Source organism: Streptomyces sp. NPDC085460, assembly GCF_044541975.1.
Lineage (GTDB): Bacteria > Actinomycetota > Actinomycetes > Streptomycetales > Streptomycetaceae > Streptomyces.
In genome coordinates this window covers 495,033-510,872 of the sequence record NZ_JBITTO010000005.1, presented here as the reverse complement: position 1 = coordinate 510,872, position 15,840 = coordinate 495,033, and the positions used below count along the sequence as shown (strand labels likewise).

Here is a 15,840-nt window from a genome sequence, read left to right as displayed (position 1 = left end):
CTGACGTCAAACGATTGCCTGGGTAAATGGAACACATCACGCTGCTGCTCGCCATTGTGGTCGTGACAGCTCTCGTGTTCGATTTCACGAACGGTTTCCACGACACCGCCAACGCGATGGCCACGACCATCTCGACCGGTGCGCTCAAGCCGAAGACGGCGGTGGCCATGTCCGCCGTGCTGAACCTGGTCGGCGCCTTCCTGTCCGTCGAGGTCGCCAAGACGATCTCCGGCGGGATCATCAACGAAGAGGGCATCCGCACGGAAGTGATCTTCGCGGCCCTCGTCGGCGCCATCCTGTGGAATCTGCTGACCTGGCTCCTGGGCCTGCCGTCCAGCTCCTCCCACGCCCTCTTCGGCGGCCTCATCGGCGCCGCCGTGATGTCGGCCGGCTGGTCGGCCGTGAACGGCTCCACCATCGTCACCAAGGTCCTCATCCCGGCGATCGCGGCGCCCCTCGTCGCCGGTCTCGCCGCGATGGCCGCGACCAAGCTGACGTACAAGATCAAGGCCAACCCCGAGGCGAAGGCCACGGCCAAGGGCTACCGGGCCGGCCAGATCGCCTCCGCCGGTCTCGTCTCCCTCGCCCACGGCACCAACGACGCCCAGAAGACGATGGGCATCATCACCCTCGCCCTGGTCACCCAGGGCGTCGTCGCCCCCGGCTCGAACCCGCCCCTGTGGGTCGTCGTCTCCGCCGGTGTCGCCATCGCGCTCGGCACCTACCTCGGCGGCTGGCGCATCATCCGCACCATGGGCAAGGGCCTCACCGACCTCCAGCCGCAGCAGGGCTTCGCCGCCCAGACCAGCGCCGCCACGGTCATCCTGGCCTCCTCGCACCTCGGCTTCTCGCTCTCCACCACCCAGTCCTGCTCGGGTGCCGTGATGGGCGCCGGCCTCGGCCGCAAGGGCGGTGTCGTCCGCTGGTCGACCGCCACCCGCATGTTCGTCGCCTGGGGTCTGACCCTGCCCGCCGCCGGCCTCGTCGGCGCCGGCGCCGAGTTCCTCACCAAGCAGGGCCCCTGGGGCATCGCCGCCACGGCGTTCGTCCTGGTCGGCGGCTCGGCCGTGATCTGGGTGCTCTCCCGCCGCGAGCCGGTCGACCACAACAACGTGAACGGCGACGACTTCAACGGCACAGACGGCACGAACGGCGACGGCCCCGGCGTCGTGACCACGGCCATCGCGGCCGTCACCCCGCCGCCGGCCGGCTCCGTCGCCGCCGTCGCGGACGACGGCCTGAAGACCACCATCCACGCGCCGGGGCCGAACGACCCCGCCGCTCCCCCGGCCCCCGCCGCCGCGGTCTGAGACCTCCAAGGAAACGGGAAACCAAGCCATGAAGATCGACTGGGCAGCTCTCGGCTCCGTCTTCGGAGTCAGCCTCGTGGCGACCGTCGCCCTCGTGGGCCTCTTCACCCTCGGCATCGTCGGCCTCACCAAGCAGGAGGAGGCCGCGGCCAGGGGAGGCTCCGCGGCCCTCGCCCGCACCGCCGCCTACGCCTGCTTCGCGCTCTGCGCGGCGGCCGTCGCGTACGGCATCTACCTCATCGTCGTCTGACCCACGACGCTTCCGGGGCCGGGCCCGCACCTCTGCCGAGGGCGGGCCCGGCCCTCGTGTCTGTGGCACTTCGCACAGTGATCCGCCGCAGGTCAAGCGCGGGTTGACGGCCCTTCGCGGGGCGTGGTGGACTGCCGGGGCCAATACGGCGGCAATGGAGAGGAAGCCCGGTGCGATTCCGGCGCGGTCCCGCCACTGTGACCGGGCCCGGCTCAGCGCCGGGGGTCCGGAAGTCAGGAACTCTCGCCGCCGGTCACGTCGAGCCAGGGCGCGGACCCTGAGTGAGGACACGCCGCCATGCCCGGCCGCATCCCCGGGGCCTCCCGAGCCACCGCAGTCTTCGCGTACGGCGCGGCCGCCGGTCTCGCCGTCGACACCGTCCTCGGCGATCCGCGCCGCGGCCACCCCGTCGCCGCCTTCGGCCGGGCCGCCGCCGCCGTCGAGCGGCGCCTCTGGCGCGACCACCGCGGCCGGGGCGCCCTGCACACCGCCGTCTGCGCGGGCGGCGCCGTCGCCGCCGGGGCCCTCGCGGCCCGTACCGCCCGGGGCAGCGGGACCGCCTCCGCCGCCCTGACCGCCGCCGCCGTGTGGGCCGTCGTCGGCGGGACCACCCTGGGCCGCGAGGCGCGGGCCATCGGCGGGGCGCTCGCCGCCGGCGACCTGGAGGTCGCCCGGGAGCGGATGCCGCACCTCGTCGGGCGCGACCCGCAGGCCCTGGACGGGCCCGCGATGGCCCGCGCGGTCGTCGAGTCCGTCGCCGAGAACACCTCCGACGCCGTCGTCGGCGCCCTCGTCTGGGGCGCGGTCGCCGGTGTCCCCGGCCTGCTCGGCTTCCGGGCCGTCAACACCCTGGACGCCATGGTCGGCCACAGGTCGGACCGGTACCGCCGCTACGGCTGGGCCTCCGCCCGCCTGGACGACCTGGCCGGCTGGCCCGGCGCCCGGCTCACCGCCGCCCTCGCGACCGCCGCCGGCGGCGACCCGCGCGGAGCCGCGCGCGCCTGGCGGGCCGACGCCTCCCGGCACCCCAGCCCCAACGCCGGACCGGTCGAGGCCGCGTTCGCGGGCGCCCTCGGGGTACGCCTCGGGGGGACGCTCTCGTACGGCGGACGGGTCGAGCACCGGCCCGTCCTCAACGGCGGGGGCCGGCCCGTCGAGGTCGCCGACATCGACCGGGCCGTCCGGCTCTCCCGCCGGGTGACCTGGCTGACCCTGGCCGCCTGCGTCGGCGGCCGCATCCTGACGGACACGGTGAAGCGGAGGACGAAGTGAGGGGTGGGGGGCTGCTCGTCGCCGGGACGACCTCCGACGCGGGCAAGAGCGTCGTCACGGCCGGCATCTGCCGCTGGCTGGTCCGGCAGGGCGTCAAGGTGGCGCCGTTCAAGGGACAGAACATGTCCCTCAACTCCTTCGTGACGCGGGAGGGCGCCGAGATCGGCCGCGCCCAGGCCATGCAGGCGCAGGCCGCCCGCGTCGAGCCGACCGCGCTGATGAACCCGGTGCTGCTCAAGCCCGGCGGCGACCGGTCCAGCCAGGTGGTCCTCATGGGCAAGCCGGTCGGCGAGATGAGCGCCAGGGGCTACCACGGCGGCCGGCAGCAGACCCTCTTCGAACCGGTCCTCGCCTGCCTGGAGGAGCTCCGGGCCACGCACGACGCGGTGATCTGCGAGGGCGCCGGCAGCCCGGCCGAGATCAACCTGCGCCGCACCGACATCGTCAACATGGGCATCGCGCGGGCCGCCCGGCTCCCGGTGGTCGTGGTCGGCGACATCGACCGGGGCGGGGTCTTCGCCCAGTTCTTCGGCACGACGGCGCTGCTCGCCCCCGAGGACCAGGAGCTGATCGCCGGCTACCTGGTGAACAAGTTCCGCGGCGACGTGACGCTGCTGGAGCCCGGCCTCGACATGCTGCACGGCCTCACCGGCCGCCCGACCCTCGGCGTCCTGCCGTACGCGCACGGGCTCGGGATCGACGAGGAGGACGGCCTCCGGGTCTCGCTGCGGGGCACCGTCCGCGAGTCGGTCGTCGCGCCGCCGCTCGGCGCCGACGTGCTGCGGGTCGCGGTCTGCGCCGTCCCCCTGATGTCGAACTTCACCGACGTCGACGCGCTGGCCGCCGAGCCGGGCGTGATCGTGCGGTTCGTGGACCGGCCGGAGGAGCTGGCCGACGCGGACCTCGTCGTCGTGCCGGGCACCCGCGGCACGGTCAAGGCGCTGGCCTGGCTGCGCGAGCGCGGACTCGCGGACGCGATCCTCCGGCGGGCCGCCGAGGGGCGGCCCGTGCTGGGGATCTGCGGCGGCTTCCAGGCGCTCGGCGAGCACATCGAGGACGAGGTCGAGTCGAAGGCGGGCGCCGTCGACGGGCTCGGGCTGCTGCCCGTACGGGTCCGGTTCGCGCGCGAGAAGACCCTCGCCCGTCCGGTCGGCGAGGCGCTCGGCGAACCGGTCGAGGGGTACGAGATCCACCACGGCGTCGCGGACGTACGCGGCGGGGAAGTGTTCATCTCTGATGACAAAGGCCGCAGCCTTGACGGCTGCCGCGTCGGCTCCGTCTGGGGCACCCACTGGCACGGCTCGCTGGAGAGCGACGGCTTCCGGCGCGCCTTCCTGCGGGAGGTCGCCGCGGCGGCCGGCCGGGCCTTCGTCCCGGCCCCCGACACCTCCTTCGGCGCGCTGCGCGAGGAGCAGCTGGACCGGCTCGGCGACCTCATCGAGGAGCACGCCGACACGGACGCGCTGCTGCGGCTCATCGAGAAGGGCGCGCCCGAGGGGCTGCCGTTCGTGCCGCCGGGGGCGCCGTGAGCACCGCCCCGGCCCAGGCATCCGTACGTACCGAAGGAGCGACCACCCGATGAGCACCCGCTATCCCTTCACCGCCGTCGTCGGCATGGACGACCTGCGGCTCGCGCTGCTGCTCAACGCGGTCTCGCCCGCCGTGGGCGGTGTCCTCGTGCGGGGCGAGAAGGGCACCGCCAAGTCCACGGCCGTGCGCGCGCTCGCCGAGCTGCTGCCCGAGGTGGCCGTCGTCGCCGGGTGCCGGTTCAGCTGCGATCCCGCCTCGCCCGACCCCGCCTGCCCGGACGGTCCGCACGGGGACGGGGGTTCGGACGCGCGGCCCGCGCGGATGGTCGAGCTGCCCGTGGGCGCCTCCGAGGACCGGCTCGTCGGGTCGCTGGACATCGAGAGGGCGCTCGCCGACGGGGTGAAGGCGTTCGAGCCGGGCCTGCTCGCCGACGCCCACCGGGGGATCCTCTACGTCGACGAGGTCAATCTGCTCCACGACCACTTGATCGACGTGCTGCTCGACGCCGCGGCGATGGGCCGGTCGCACGTCGAGCGCGAGGGCGTCTCCGTGCGGCACGCCGCCCGTTTCCTGCTCGTGGGGACGATGAACCCCGAGGAGGGCGAGCTGCGGCCGCAGCTGCTCGACCGGTTCGGGCTCACCGTGGAGGTCGCCGCCTCCCGCGTGCCCGAGGAGCGGGTCGAAGTGGTGCGGCGCAGGCTGGCGTTCGAGGACGACCCGGCCGGCTTCGCCGCCCGCTGGGCCGGCGAGGAGACCGCGCTGCGCGAACGGATCGTCACCGCGCGGGAGTTGCTGCCGCGCGTGGTCCTCGGGGACGCCGTGCTGCTCCAGATCGCCGCCACCTGCGCCGCGTTCGAGGTCGACGGCATGCGCGCCGACATCGTGATGGCCAGGACCGCGACCGCGCTCGCCGCGTGGGCGGGCCGGGAGGAGGTCACGAGCGAGGACGTGCGGCAGGCCGCGCTGCTGGCCCTGCCGCACCGGCGGCGGCGCTCGCCCTTCGACGCGCCGGGGCTCGACGAGGACAAGCTCGACGAGACGCTGGAGCGGTTCAAGGGCGAGGAGCCGGACGACGATCCGGACCCGGGCCCGGACGGGCCGGGGGACGGCGGTCCCGGTGGCGGTGGCGGCGTTCCGCCGCAGGGCGGCGAGGGGCCCGCGCCCGAGTCCGACGGCGTACCGGAGGAGGCACCGGCGCCCGCGCCCGCCCAGGCGCCCGCGCCTCAGGGCGCGGCCGGTGAGCGGGCCGCGGTGAAGGCCGCCGAGCCGTTCCGTACGAAGATGCTCAGCGTGCCCGGCCTCGGGGACGGGGCCGCCGGGCGGCGCTCCCGGGCCCGTACCGAGCACGGCAGGACCACCGGCTCGACCCGGCCCCGGGGCGCGCTGACCAAGCTGCACCTGTCCGCGACCGTACGGGCCGCCGCGCCGCACCAGCGGGCGCGGGGCCGGTCCGGGGCGGGGCTCGTGGTGCGCCGGGACGATCTGCGGCAGGCCGTCCGGGAGGGGCGCGAGGGGAACCTCGTGCTGTTCGTGGTGGACGCCTCGGGGTCGATGGCGGCCCGGAAGCGGATGGGCGCGGTGAAGGGCGCGGTCCTCTCGCTGCTGCTCGACGCGTACCAGCGGCGGGACAAGGTGGGCCTGGTGACCTTCCGGGGGCGCGGGGCCGAGCTGGCGCTGCCGCCGACGTCCTCCGTGGACGCGGCCGCCGCCCGTCTCGAGGAGCTGCCGACCGGAGGCCGTACGCCGCTGTCGGCCGGGCTGCTGAAGGCGCACGACGTGCTGCGGGTGGAGCGGCTGCGGGACCCCTCGCGCCGGGCGCTGCTCGTGGTCGTGACCGACGGGCGGGCGACCGGGGGCGGGCCCGACCCGGTGGGTCTGGCGGCGCGGGCCGCGCGGCTGCACGCCGCCGACGGCACGGCCGCCGTGGTCGTGGACTGCGAGGCCGGCCCGGTGCGGCTCGGTCTCGCCGGGAACCTCGCCCGTGATCTGGGCGGCACCGCCGTCACCCTGGACGAGCTGCGCGCCGACGCGATCGCCGGGCTCGTACGGGAAGCACAAGTCAACCGTTCTGTCAGGAGGGCCGCTTAATGCCGCAGGGACAGCCGACCGTCGTGCCCGACGACGGTCTCACGACCCGTCAGCGCCGCAACCGGGCGCTGGTGATGGTGCACACGGGCGTCGGCAAGGGGAAGTCGACGGCCGCCTTCGGGATGGCGTTGCGCGCCTGGAACCAGGGCTGGCCGATCGGGGTGTTCCAGTTCGTGAAGTCCGCCAAGTGGAAGGTCGGCGAGGAGAACGCCCTCAAGGCGCTCGGCGAGACCGGCAAGGGCGGCACGGTCACCTGGAACAAGATGGGCGAGGGCTGGTCCTGGATCCAGCGCGAGGTCGCCGAGGGCGAGCAGTCGCACGAGGACAAGGCGCGCGAGGGCTGGGAGCAGGTCAAGCGGGACCTGGCCGAGGAGAGGTACAAGTTCTACGTCCTCGACGAGTTCGCGTACCTGCTCCACTGGGGCTGGATCGACGTGAAGGAGGTCGTCGAGGTGCTGCGGGACCGTCCGGGCCATCAGCACGTCGTCATCACCGGGCGGAACGCGCCGCAGGAGCTGGTGGACTTCGCCGATCTCGTCACCGACATGTCCAAGGTCAAGCACCCGATGGACGCCGGTCAGAAGGGCCAGCGGGGCATCGAGTGGTAGCACGTCTCGTCATCGCGGCCCCGTCCTCGGGGGCGGGCAAGACCACGGTGGCGACCGGCCTGATGGCCGCGTTCGCCTCCCGGGGTCTGTCCGTCTCGCCGCACAAGGTGGGGCCCGACTACATCGACCCGGGCTACCACGCGCTCGCCACCGGCCGCCCGGGCCGCAACCTCGACGCGTACATGTGCGGGACGGGGCTGGTCGCCCCGCTCTTCGCGCACGGGTCGCGCGGCTGCGACCTGGCCGTGGTCGAGGGGGTCATGGGGCTGTACGACGGGGCCGCCGACCAGGGTGAGCTGGCGTCCACGGCGCAGGTGGCGAAGCTGCTGAAGGCGCCGGTGGTGCTGGTCGTGGACGCGTCCTCGCAGTCGCGGTCGGTGGCGGCGCTGGTGCACGGCTTCGCGTCCTGGGACCCGGAGGTGCGGATCGGGGGCGTGATCCTGAACAAGGTCGCGACCGACCGGCACGAGCACCTGCTGCGGGAGGCGCTCGGGGAGTCGGGGGTGCCGGTGCTCGGGGTGCTGCGGCGGGCGCCCGCCGTGGCGACGCCGTCGCGGCACCTCGGTCTGATCCCGGTCGCCGAGCGGCAGGCGCAGGCCGTGGAGGCGGTGGCGGCGCAGGCGGAGCAGGTGCGGGCCGGGTGCGACCTGGACGCGCTGCTGGCGCTGGCGCGGTCGGCGCCGGCCCTGGACACGGAGGCGTGGAGCCCGGCCGTCGTGGCGGCGCCCCCGGCGGGGCGGCGGCCGGTGGTCGCCGTGGCCGGCGGGGCCGCGTTCACGTTCTCGTACGCCGAGCACACCGAGCTGCTGCGGGCCGCCGGGGCCGAGGTCGTCACCTTCGACCCGCTGCGGGACGAGGCGCTTCCCGAGGGGACGCGCGGGCTCGTCATCGGCGGTGGGTTCCCGGAGATGTACGCGGCCGAACTGGCCGCCAACGAGCCGCTGCGGAAGGCCGTGGCGGAGTTCGCGGCGGGCGGGGCGCCGGTCGCGGCCGAGTGCGCCGGACTGCTGTATCTGGCGCGGTCGCTGGACGGCACGCCCATGTGCGGGGTGCTGGAGGCGGACGCGCGGATGTCGGAGCGGCTGACGCTCGGGTACCGGGACGCGGTCGCGGTGAGCGACAGCGTGCTGGCTCCGGCGGGGGCCCGGCTGCGCGGGCACGAGTTCCACCGCACGGTGATCGAGCCGGGGGCGGGGGCGGTCCCGGCCTGGGGGCTGCGGCAGCCGGAGCGCAGGGTGGAGGGCTTCGTGCGGGGCGGGGTGCACGCGAGTTACGTGCACACGCACTGGGCGGGGTCGCCGGAGGTCGCCGCGCGGTTCGTGGCGCACTGCGGGTGAGGTCAGTGACCGGAGAGTCCCACCACGAGCCAGATGAAGCCGACGCCCGCGACCGTGCAGAGCAGGGTGGAGAGGGCGGGGTGTTCGTGGTGGGCCTCGGGCAGGATCTCGGCGGCGGCGAGGTAGAGCAGGGCGCCGCCGAAGAAGCCGAGATAGGCGCCGAGAAGTTCCTCCGGAAGGGTGAACAGGAGGGTGGACGCCGCGCCGACGACGGGCGCGGCGGCGTCCGCGACGAGCATGGCGATCGCCTTGTGGCGGGCGTTCCCGTAGAGGCTCGTGAGCGTGTAGGTGTTGAAGCCGTCGGCGAAGTCGTGGGTGATGACGGCGAGCGCGACGGTGGCGCCCATGCCGCCGCCGACCTGGAAGGCGGCGCCGAGCGCGATGCCGTCCATGAGGCTGTGCAGGACCATGGCGCCGGCCGCGGTGAGCCCGACCTGGGGGACCCTCCCGCCCGTCTCCCGGCCGCCGCCCTTCGGGGGAGCGCCCGGCGTCGCCCCGTCGCGGTGGACGCCGTGGGCGGCGCTGCGGACGGCGAGCACGCGCTCCACGACGTGGGCGAAGAGGAAGCCGCCGACGAAGAGCAGCAGGGCCTCGGGGACGCCGAAGACCTCCGCCCCCGCGGCCTCCAGGGCCTCGGGCAGCAGGTCGAGTCCGACGACGCCGAGCATGAGGCCGCCGGCGAGTCCGAGGACGAGGTGCCGGCGGTCGGTGACGCGCTGCGCGACCCAGCCGCCGAAGAGCGTCATGAGGAACGCGCCGAGCGCGACGACCACTGCCATGGCCCCTTGCTATCGGATGGGGGGCCCGGTGTGCACATCGGTGTCGGGGCCCGGTCGGGTGCGTCGGAGGACGAGGTGCTGACGCTGGTGCGGGCGGCGCTCGCGGAGGTGGAGGTGCCGGGGCACGCGCGCGTGGCGGGTCTCGCGACGCTCGACGCCCGGGTGGGCGAGCCGGGGATCGTGGCGGCGGCGGCGCGGCTCGGGGTGCCGGTGGCGGGGTTCGCGGCGGAGGTGCTGGCCGGGGTGGCCGTGCCGCATCCGTCGGAGGTGCCGCTGGCGGCGACGGGGACGGCGTCGGTGGCCGAGGCGGCGGCGCTGCGGGCGGCGGGTCCGGGGGCGGTGCTGCTGGTGCCGAAGCGGAAGTCGCGGCGGGTGACGTGTGCGATCGCCGGTTTCGTACCGTTCTGTCCGGACGAAGTGACGTCTGTCGCACGGTTGTTGCCCTTGACGTGCGGGTACATCGCTGGCAAGCCTGACTCACCCCACATCCCCACCCCCCACACGACGGCGGACATGGACACCCACACGGACAGCCCCCACATGGGCAGGCACATCCACGACCTGCGTCATCACGGTGACGCCGAGGTCCGGGACGAGAAACTCATCGACCTCGCGGTCAACGTCCGGACGGCGACCCCGCCGGACTGGCTGCGGGAACGGATCGCCCACTCCCTGACGAGCCTGGCGCAGTACCCGGACGGGCGTGCGGCCCGCGCCGCGGTGGCCGAGCGGCACGCGCTGCCCACCGGGCGGGTGCTGCTGACCGCGGGCGCGGCGGAGGCGTTCGTGCTGCTCGCGCGGGCGCTGCCGGTGAAGCGGCCGGTGGTGGTGCATCCGCAGTTCACCGAGCCGGAGGCGGCGCTGCGGGACGCCGGGCACGAGGTGGCCCGGGTGCTGCTGCGCGAGGAGGACGGCTTCCGGCTCGATCCGGCGGCGGTGCCGGAGGACGCGGACCTGGTGGTGATCGGCAATCCCACCAACCCGACCTCGGTGCTGCATCCGGCGGAGACGATCACGGCGCTGGCGCGGCCGGGGCGGTACCTGGTCGTGGACGAGGCGTTCATGGACGCGGTGCCGGGCGAGCGGGAGGCGCTGGCCGGGCGGACGGACGTGCCGGGTCTGGTGGTGCTGCGGAGCCTGACGAAGACCTGGGGCCTCGCGGGGCTGCGGATCGGGTACGCGCTCGCGGAGCCGGAGACGATCGCGCTCCTGGAGCGGGCGCAGCCGCTGTGGCCGGTGTCGACGCCGGCGCTGGTGGCCGCGGAGGCGTGCGTGTCGCGGGCGGCGCTGGCGGAGGCGGAGCACGCGGCGTACCGGATCGGGACGGAGCGGGCGCATCTGCTGGCGGGGCTCGCGGAGTTCGACGAGGTGCGGACGGTGGCGGCGGCCGAGGGGCCGTTCGTGCTGATCCGGATCGAGGGTGCCGACGCGATACGGGAGCGGCTGCGGCTGCTCGGGTTCGCGGCGCGGCGCGGGGACACGTTCCCGGGTCTCGACCGGCACTGGCTGCGGCTCGCGGTCCGGGACCGGGCGACGACGAATCGTTTCCTCCAGGCGCTTGACCAGGCGCTGCTGCTGGGCGGCTGAGGCTTCGGGGTACTGCCGGGGCCCGTACCGCTGGAAGGCGGCCGAGGCTCCGGCGTACGGCTGGAGGCTTTCGGCGTACCGCTGGAGCGTGAACGGGCAGGGCGGGCGGTGTCGGTGCACCGCCCGCCCTGCCCGGTTCCCCCTGTCTCCCCCTCGGGCCGTCAGCCGCGGGCGCGGGCGCGGGACCGGGTCAGGGCCACGGCGCCGCCGCCGGCGAGCAGGAGCGCGAGAGCGCCGCCCGCGATGTACGGGGTGGCGGAGCTGCCGCCGGTCTCGGCGAGGTTCTGGGTCGGGGTGGAGCCGCCGTTGTTCGTGGTGATGCCGCCGTCGTCCTTCGGCTCGGTGGGCTGCGGCGAGGGCTCGGCCGGCTTCTCGGTGGGCTTCCCGGTCGGCTCCTCTGTGGGCTCCTGGGTCGGCCGCTCCGTGGGCTTCTCGGTGGGCTTCTCCGTGGGCTTCTCGGTCGGGGCCGGGCCGTCGGGGGTCTCGCAGGTGGCCTCGGCGAGGGTCACGGTGCCCTTGACCTTGGCGACGCCGAGGCTGAGCGGGTTCACCTCGACGTCGAGCTCCAGGGCGGTGGCGGCCGCGGTGCGGGTGGTGGTGCTGGTGCGGGAGAGGTCCAGGGTGATCCGGCCGACGGCGGGCACGTCGAGCTGGGTGCGGCCGCCCGCGGTGAGGGTGACCTTCTTGCCGAGGGCCTGGACGTGGCCGAGGACGTTGGACTCCGCGACCGGCTTCTTCCCGGCCTCGCAGACCGCCTTGGAGGTGACCTTCTCGACCTCGATGATGGCCAGGGAGGGGAGGCCGGGGACGTGGACGCGGGCCTTGGCGAGGTTGACGTACCCCTCGGCCTTGCGCTCGTCGACCGTGGCGGTCGAGGTGGCGACGTCGGCGGCGAGGATGTCGATCGGCTTGTCGCCCTCCGCGCCCTGCACCTTCACGCTGAGCGCGGTCTTGTTCTCGCTCTCGGGCGCCTGGACCTCGTTGAGCGTGGCGCGGACCGGGATCTTCACGGTCTCGCCGAGCAGGGAGACGTCGAGTCCGGTGCGGAGCACCACGGCGCCGGCCTTGCCCTCGCGGCGCTCGCCGTCCGTCGCCTGCGCGGCCGGGGCGGCGAGGAGGACGGGGCCGGCGGCCAGGGCGACGACGGTCGCGGCGGCCGCGGTGCGGCGGACGGGAACGCGGAAGGTGTTGCTGTTCAAGATGGTGGAACCCCCACAGAAGACATGGCGTCGCCGGCCGCTCACCACGGGGACGGTGGGTCTGCGCGGCGGCGGCGACTTGAGACACCGGAATCTTTACGCACGGAGAGTGAACCGACAGTCGCCTGACGTGAGTTCACTCCAAAGGGGGGTTTCCGTGTTCATTTTCGATTCTTTACGACACAACCGTTCCCGGTCGTCCCGCGTGTTTCGTACGGGGAGGTGCGTCCGGAGCGCGGAAGGCGTCCGCGCGGGCAAAAGAAACGATCCGCGCCCCGGTGGGGTCACGGATCGTCAACAGCCTGCCCGGACGGAACGGTTCAGCTCGCCCGCCAGTAGCCGAGCGCGTGGACCCGGTCCTTCGGCAGCGCCAGTTCCTTGCGGGCGTACGAGGCCAATGCGCGGGTGGTTGCGGTGTCGCAGGCGATCCACACGTACGCCTCGGGCCCGGCGAGCGCGGGCAGTTCGGCCCTGACCCGCTCGACGAGGGCGGCGCCGGCCCGCTGCCGGGGCACCCGGCGCAGCTCGTGGCGGTCCGGGTCGGTGCGGAAGGGCAGCTCCTCGTCGGAGGCGTGCTGGGTCTCGAACCAGATGGTGGCCGGGAGGTCCGGGTGCGCGTCGAGCAGCGAGTTCACGGCCGGCAGCGAGGCCGGGTCGCCGATGACGAGCAGCCGCTCGGGCCGGGGCTCGGGGGTCTCGAAGCCGGTGCCCTGGAGGGTGGCCTCGACGGTGTCGCCGGGGGCGCAGTCGCGGGCCCAGTGGCTGGCGGGGCCGTCGTGGAGGGCGAACTCCAGGCTGAAGGTGCCCGCCTCCGGGTCGGGGTCGACCAGGGTGTAGCCGCGCTGGTGCGGCTTGCCCGCGTTCTCGAACCAGATCCGGACCCACATCGTCGGGTGGACCCCGGCGGCGGCGAGCAGCCCGCCGTCCGTGAAGTGGACCCTCCGGTAGTCCTCGGTGACCTGCTCGGCCCCCGTGACCGTGAACGTGAAGTCCTTGGCGCCCATCAGCTTCAGGACGGCGCCCTGCCACCCGTGCCCCACCGCGTGCTCCTCCCCCTGACCCATGGGTTACTTTGGGTCGGCGATCAATTTAGGTCAGCCTAACCTAACGGCATCGGGAAGCACAGGACGGGATCGGATCGGGTGAGCATCGAGGTCTACCGGGACGCGTACGGCGTCCCCCATCTGCGCGCCGGGGACCCGGAGGAGCTGGCCTTCGCGCAGGGCCGGGTCACCGCGCGCGACCGCGCCTGGCAGCTGGAGGTCGAGCGCCACCGGGCGCAGGGCACCACGGCCGCCTTCCTCGGCGCGGCCGAGGCCGGCTGGGACGTCTTCGTCCGGCGGGCCCGGCTCGCCGACACCGCGCGGCGCTGCCTGGCCCGCCTGGAGGAGACCGACCCGCGGACCGCGGACTGGGTGCGGGCGTACGCGGACGGGGTGAACGCCGGACTGGCCGAAGGGGCCCGCCGGGCACCCGAGTTCGCCGCGACCGGACTGACCGCGGGGCGCTGGGAGGCGTGGACGCCGCTGGCCGTCTGGCTCTCCACCCACATCCTCTTCGCCGGCTTCCCGACCAAGCTGTGGCGCGAGCAGGTGGCGACCGGTCTCGGCGAGGAGTGGACCGAGCTGTTCGCCGCCGACGGGCCGGCCACGGCGGGCTCCAACGGCTGGCTGGTGGCCGGCGAGCGGACCGCGAGCGGGGCGGCCCTGGTGGCCGGCGACCCGCACCGGTTCATCGAGGCGCCGGGCGTCTACCAGCAGATCCGGCTGGCCTGCCCGGAGTACGACGTCGTCGGGCTCGCCGTGCCCGGCGTCCCCGGGCTCGCCCACTTCGGGCACACCGGGCCGGTCGCCTGGGCGATCACCAACGCGATGGCCGACTACCAGGACCTGTACCGGGAGCGGCTGCGGCGCACCGCCGACGGCGGCGTGGAGGCGTACGGCCCCGAGGGCTGGCGCCCGGCCGCCGCGCACACCGAGACGGTCGAGGTGGCCGGCGGCGAACCGGTCCTGATCGAGCTGGTCGAGACCGGCCGCGGCCCGGTGATCACCGGCGAGGTGCCGGACCTTCCCGGCGCCGAGGGCGAGGGGCTGAGCCTGCGGTACGTGCCCCGGGTCACCGGCCGGCTGGGCTTCGAGGTCCTGCCGCGCCTGCTCGCCGCCCGTACCGTCGCCGAGGTCGACACGGCCCTCGACGCCTGGGTGGAGCCGGTCAACGTGGTGCTCGCCGCCGACACCGCCGGCGGGCTGCTGCACCGGGTCGCCGGACACGTCCCGGTCCGCGACCGGGCCAACTCCCTGCGGCCCGTACCGGCCTGGGAGCCGGGGCACGCCTGGGCGGCGGAGCCCGCGCCGCTGCCCCGCGCCGAGGTGACGAGCGGGTACGCGGTGATGGCCAACGCGCGCGGGCTCGCCGCCCCGCTCGGCGTCGAGTTCGCGCCGGCGCACCGGGCCGACCGGATCGCCGCGCTGCTCGACGCCTCCGCCGCATGGACCGCCGAGACGACCACCGCCGTCCACCGCGACACCGACAACCGCGCGGCGGCCCGGCTGCTCGCCGCCGTGGCGGCCGCCTCCGACGGCCTCTCCCCCGCCGCCGGGGACGTCGGGCGGCGGCTGCTCGCCTGGAACCGGCGGATGGACGCGGACAGCGCCGACGCCGGGCTCTACGCGGCCGTGCGGGGCGCGGTGGTGCGGCGGCTGGCCGCGCACGAGGTCTTCGCGGGGCTGCGGGAGCCGGCGCCGTACCCGGAGGTGTTCCGGCCCTGGCTGTACCTCGGGCCCCGGGTCGGCCTCGCCCTGGAGACGCTGCTGGTGTCCGGGCCCGTCCCGGCCGGCGACGTGGCCCGGATCGTCCGGGAGGCGCTGGAGGAGACCGCCGCCGGCGAGCCGCCCGCCGCCTGGGGCGCCACCCACCGGCTCGCGCCCTGGCAGGCGCTGCCCCATGCCGACGACTCCCGCTGGCCCGGCCTCGGCGGCGACCACGACTGCGTGCTCTCCACCTCCAGCGCCCCCGGCTACACCGACCGCAGCGCCCGGGCCTCCGCGGCCCGGTACGTGTGGGACCTCGCCGACCGCGAGCGCAGCGGCTGGATCGTGCCGTTCGGCGCGTCCGGGGTGGCCGGGGACCCGCACCACGAAGACCAACTCCCCCTGTGGCTGCGGGGCGACCTCGCCCCCGTCACCACCGACTGGAACCGCCTCACCAAGGAGCAGGAATGACCGCCCCCGTCCACGTCCAGGCCGTCGAGGGCCTCGGCACCGTCACCGTCAGACCCCTCGCCCCGGACGCGGACGCGCCGCTCATCCACGCGTGGGTCAACGAGGAGCGGGCCCGCTTCTGGGGCATGAACGGCACCACCGTCGAGCAGGTCAGGGACGTCTACGCGCACCTGGACTCGCTCACCACGCACCACGGCTTCATGGTGGAGCTCGACGGGGAGCCGGTCGCGATCCTCCAGACGTACGACCCCGAGGCGGACCGGGTGAGCGAGTGCTACGAGGTGGAGGAGGGCGACATCGGCTGCCACTTCTTCATCGCCCCGAGCACCGCCCCCTCCCCCGGCTTCACGGCCGGCCTGATCTCGGCACTGCTCACCTTCTGCCTCCGGGACCACCGGCGGATCGTGGTCGAGCCGGACGCGGACAACGAGAAGGCCGTCCGCCGCATGGAGCGGGCCGGCTTCGAGCTCGGCCCGGAGGTCGTCCTCCCCGAGGTCGACCTGCCGGAGGTGTTCATCCCGGAGAAGAAGGCGCGGCTGGCCTTCCTCCGGAAGCCCGCCTGACGGGCGGAGGTACGGCCGCCGGGCGGCTGTCCCACGGGTGGCGGCACGGCTGCCGGGCCTTCCGGCGGGCCGGCTGACGGGCCGGCTGACGGGCCG

13 protein-coding genes and 1 riboswitch are annotated in these 15,840 nt (G+C 74.9%); of the genes, 10 read left to right on the top strand and 3 right to left on the bottom strand.

The window, feature by feature from the left end:
* The first annotated feature begins 26 nt into the window (after window positions 1-26).
* The 7 genes from ACIGHB_RS16110 (at window position 27) to ACIGHB_RS16080 (ending at window position 8,395) form a co-directional block, all read left to right on the top strand.
* Window positions 27-1,310, top strand: a complete 1,284-nt coding sequence (locus ACIGHB_RS16110; RefSeq protein ID WP_399913534.1) for an anion permease — start codon at window positions 27-29, stop codon at window positions 1,308-1,310.
* A gap of 28 nt (window positions 1,311-1,338) precedes the next feature.
* Window positions 1,339-1,560: a hypothetical protein gene (locus ACIGHB_RS16105; RefSeq protein ID WP_073917272.1), complete on the top strand. Its 222-nt coding sequence runs from the start codon at window positions 1,339-1,341 to the stop codon at window positions 1,558-1,560.
* A 158-nt stretch (window positions 1,561-1,718) separates the two neighbouring features.
* Window positions 1,719-1,803, top strand: a riboswitch (cobalamin riboswitch).
* A gap of 54 nt (window positions 1,804-1,857) precedes the next feature.
* A complete protein-coding gene (locus tag ACIGHB_RS16100) occupies window positions 1,858-2,832 on the top strand; it encodes a cobalamin biosynthesis protein (protein WP_399913530.1) in 975 nt (324 codons plus the stop codon).
* Window positions 2,829-4,361 (top strand): cobyric acid synthase, encoded by a 1,533-nt coding sequence (locus ACIGHB_RS16095; protein ID WP_360312930.1) that lies wholly within the window; start codon window positions 2,829-2,831, stop codon window positions 4,359-4,361. Before ACIGHB_RS16100 ends, ACIGHB_RS16095 begins: the two co-directional genes overlap by 4 nt.
* A 49-nt stretch (window positions 4,362-4,410) precedes the next feature.
* Entirely contained in the window at window positions 4,411-6,450 is a 2,040-nt protein-coding gene (locus ACIGHB_RS16090) for a putative cobaltochelatase (protein ID WP_399913526.1), read from the top strand.
* Window positions 6,450-7,058, top strand: a complete 609-nt coding sequence (gene cobO, locus ACIGHB_RS16085) for a cob(I)yrinic acid a,c-diamide adenosyltransferase (RefSeq protein WP_043219477.1) — start codon at window positions 6,450-6,452, stop codon at window positions 7,056-7,058. Before ACIGHB_RS16090 ends, cobO begins: the two co-directional genes overlap by 1 nt.
* The gene (locus ACIGHB_RS16080; protein WP_399913522.1) at window positions 7,052-8,395 is read left to right on the top strand and encodes a cobyrinate a,c-diamide synthase; all 1,344 of its coding nucleotides are present in this window, start codon (window positions 7,052-7,054) and stop codon (window positions 8,393-8,395) included. The genes cobO and ACIGHB_RS16080 overlap by 7 nt, the downstream gene beginning before the upstream one ends.
* A 2-nt stretch (window positions 8,396-8,397) precedes the next feature.
* Here ACIGHB_RS16080 and ACIGHB_RS16075 read toward each other — a convergent pair whose 3' ends face one another.
* Complete coding sequence (locus ACIGHB_RS16075) at window positions 8,398-9,174, bottom strand: ZIP family metal transporter (protein ID WP_399913519.1); 777 nt, start codon at window positions 9,172-9,174, stop codon at window positions 8,398-8,400.
* 30 nt (window positions 9,175-9,204) lie between these two features.
* On the opposite strand from ACIGHB_RS16075, the gene cobC reads away from it, so the two are divergent.
* Window positions 9,205-10,761 (top strand): Rv2231c family pyridoxal phosphate-dependent protein CobC, encoded by a 1,557-nt coding sequence (gene cobC, locus ACIGHB_RS16070; protein ID WP_399913515.1) that lies wholly within the window; start codon window positions 9,205-9,207, stop codon window positions 10,759-10,761.
* 161 nt (window positions 10,762-10,922) lie between these two features.
* Here the strand turns inward: cobC and ACIGHB_RS16065 are convergent, their stop codons facing one another.
* Together ACIGHB_RS16065 and ACIGHB_RS16060 are read right to left on the bottom strand one after the other, a co-directional pair.
* Window positions 10,923-11,960 (bottom strand): SCO1860 family LAETG-anchored protein, encoded by a 1,038-nt coding sequence (locus ACIGHB_RS16065; RefSeq protein WP_360312920.1) that lies wholly within the window; start codon window positions 11,958-11,960, stop codon window positions 10,923-10,925.
* Between the two features lie 320 nt (window positions 11,961-12,280).
* Entirely contained in the window at window positions 12,281-13,000 is a 720-nt protein-coding gene (locus tag ACIGHB_RS16060) for a siderophore-interacting protein (RefSeq protein WP_360312918.1), read from the bottom strand.
* A 102-nt stretch (window positions 13,001-13,102) separates the two neighbouring features.
* Between ACIGHB_RS16060 and ACIGHB_RS16055 the strand changes: the two genes are divergently transcribed.
* Complete coding sequence (locus tag ACIGHB_RS16055) at window positions 13,103-15,181, top strand: penicillin acylase family protein (RefSeq protein ID WP_399913511.1); 2,079 nt, start codon at window positions 13,103-13,105, stop codon at window positions 15,179-15,181.
* Window positions 15,178-15,744: a GNAT family N-acetyltransferase gene (locus ACIGHB_RS16050; protein ID WP_360312914.1), complete on the top strand. Its 567-nt coding sequence runs from the start codon at window positions 15,178-15,180 to the stop codon at window positions 15,742-15,744. Before ACIGHB_RS16055 ends, ACIGHB_RS16050 begins: the two co-directional genes overlap by 4 nt.
* Window positions 15,745-15,840: the final 96 nt, after the last annotated feature.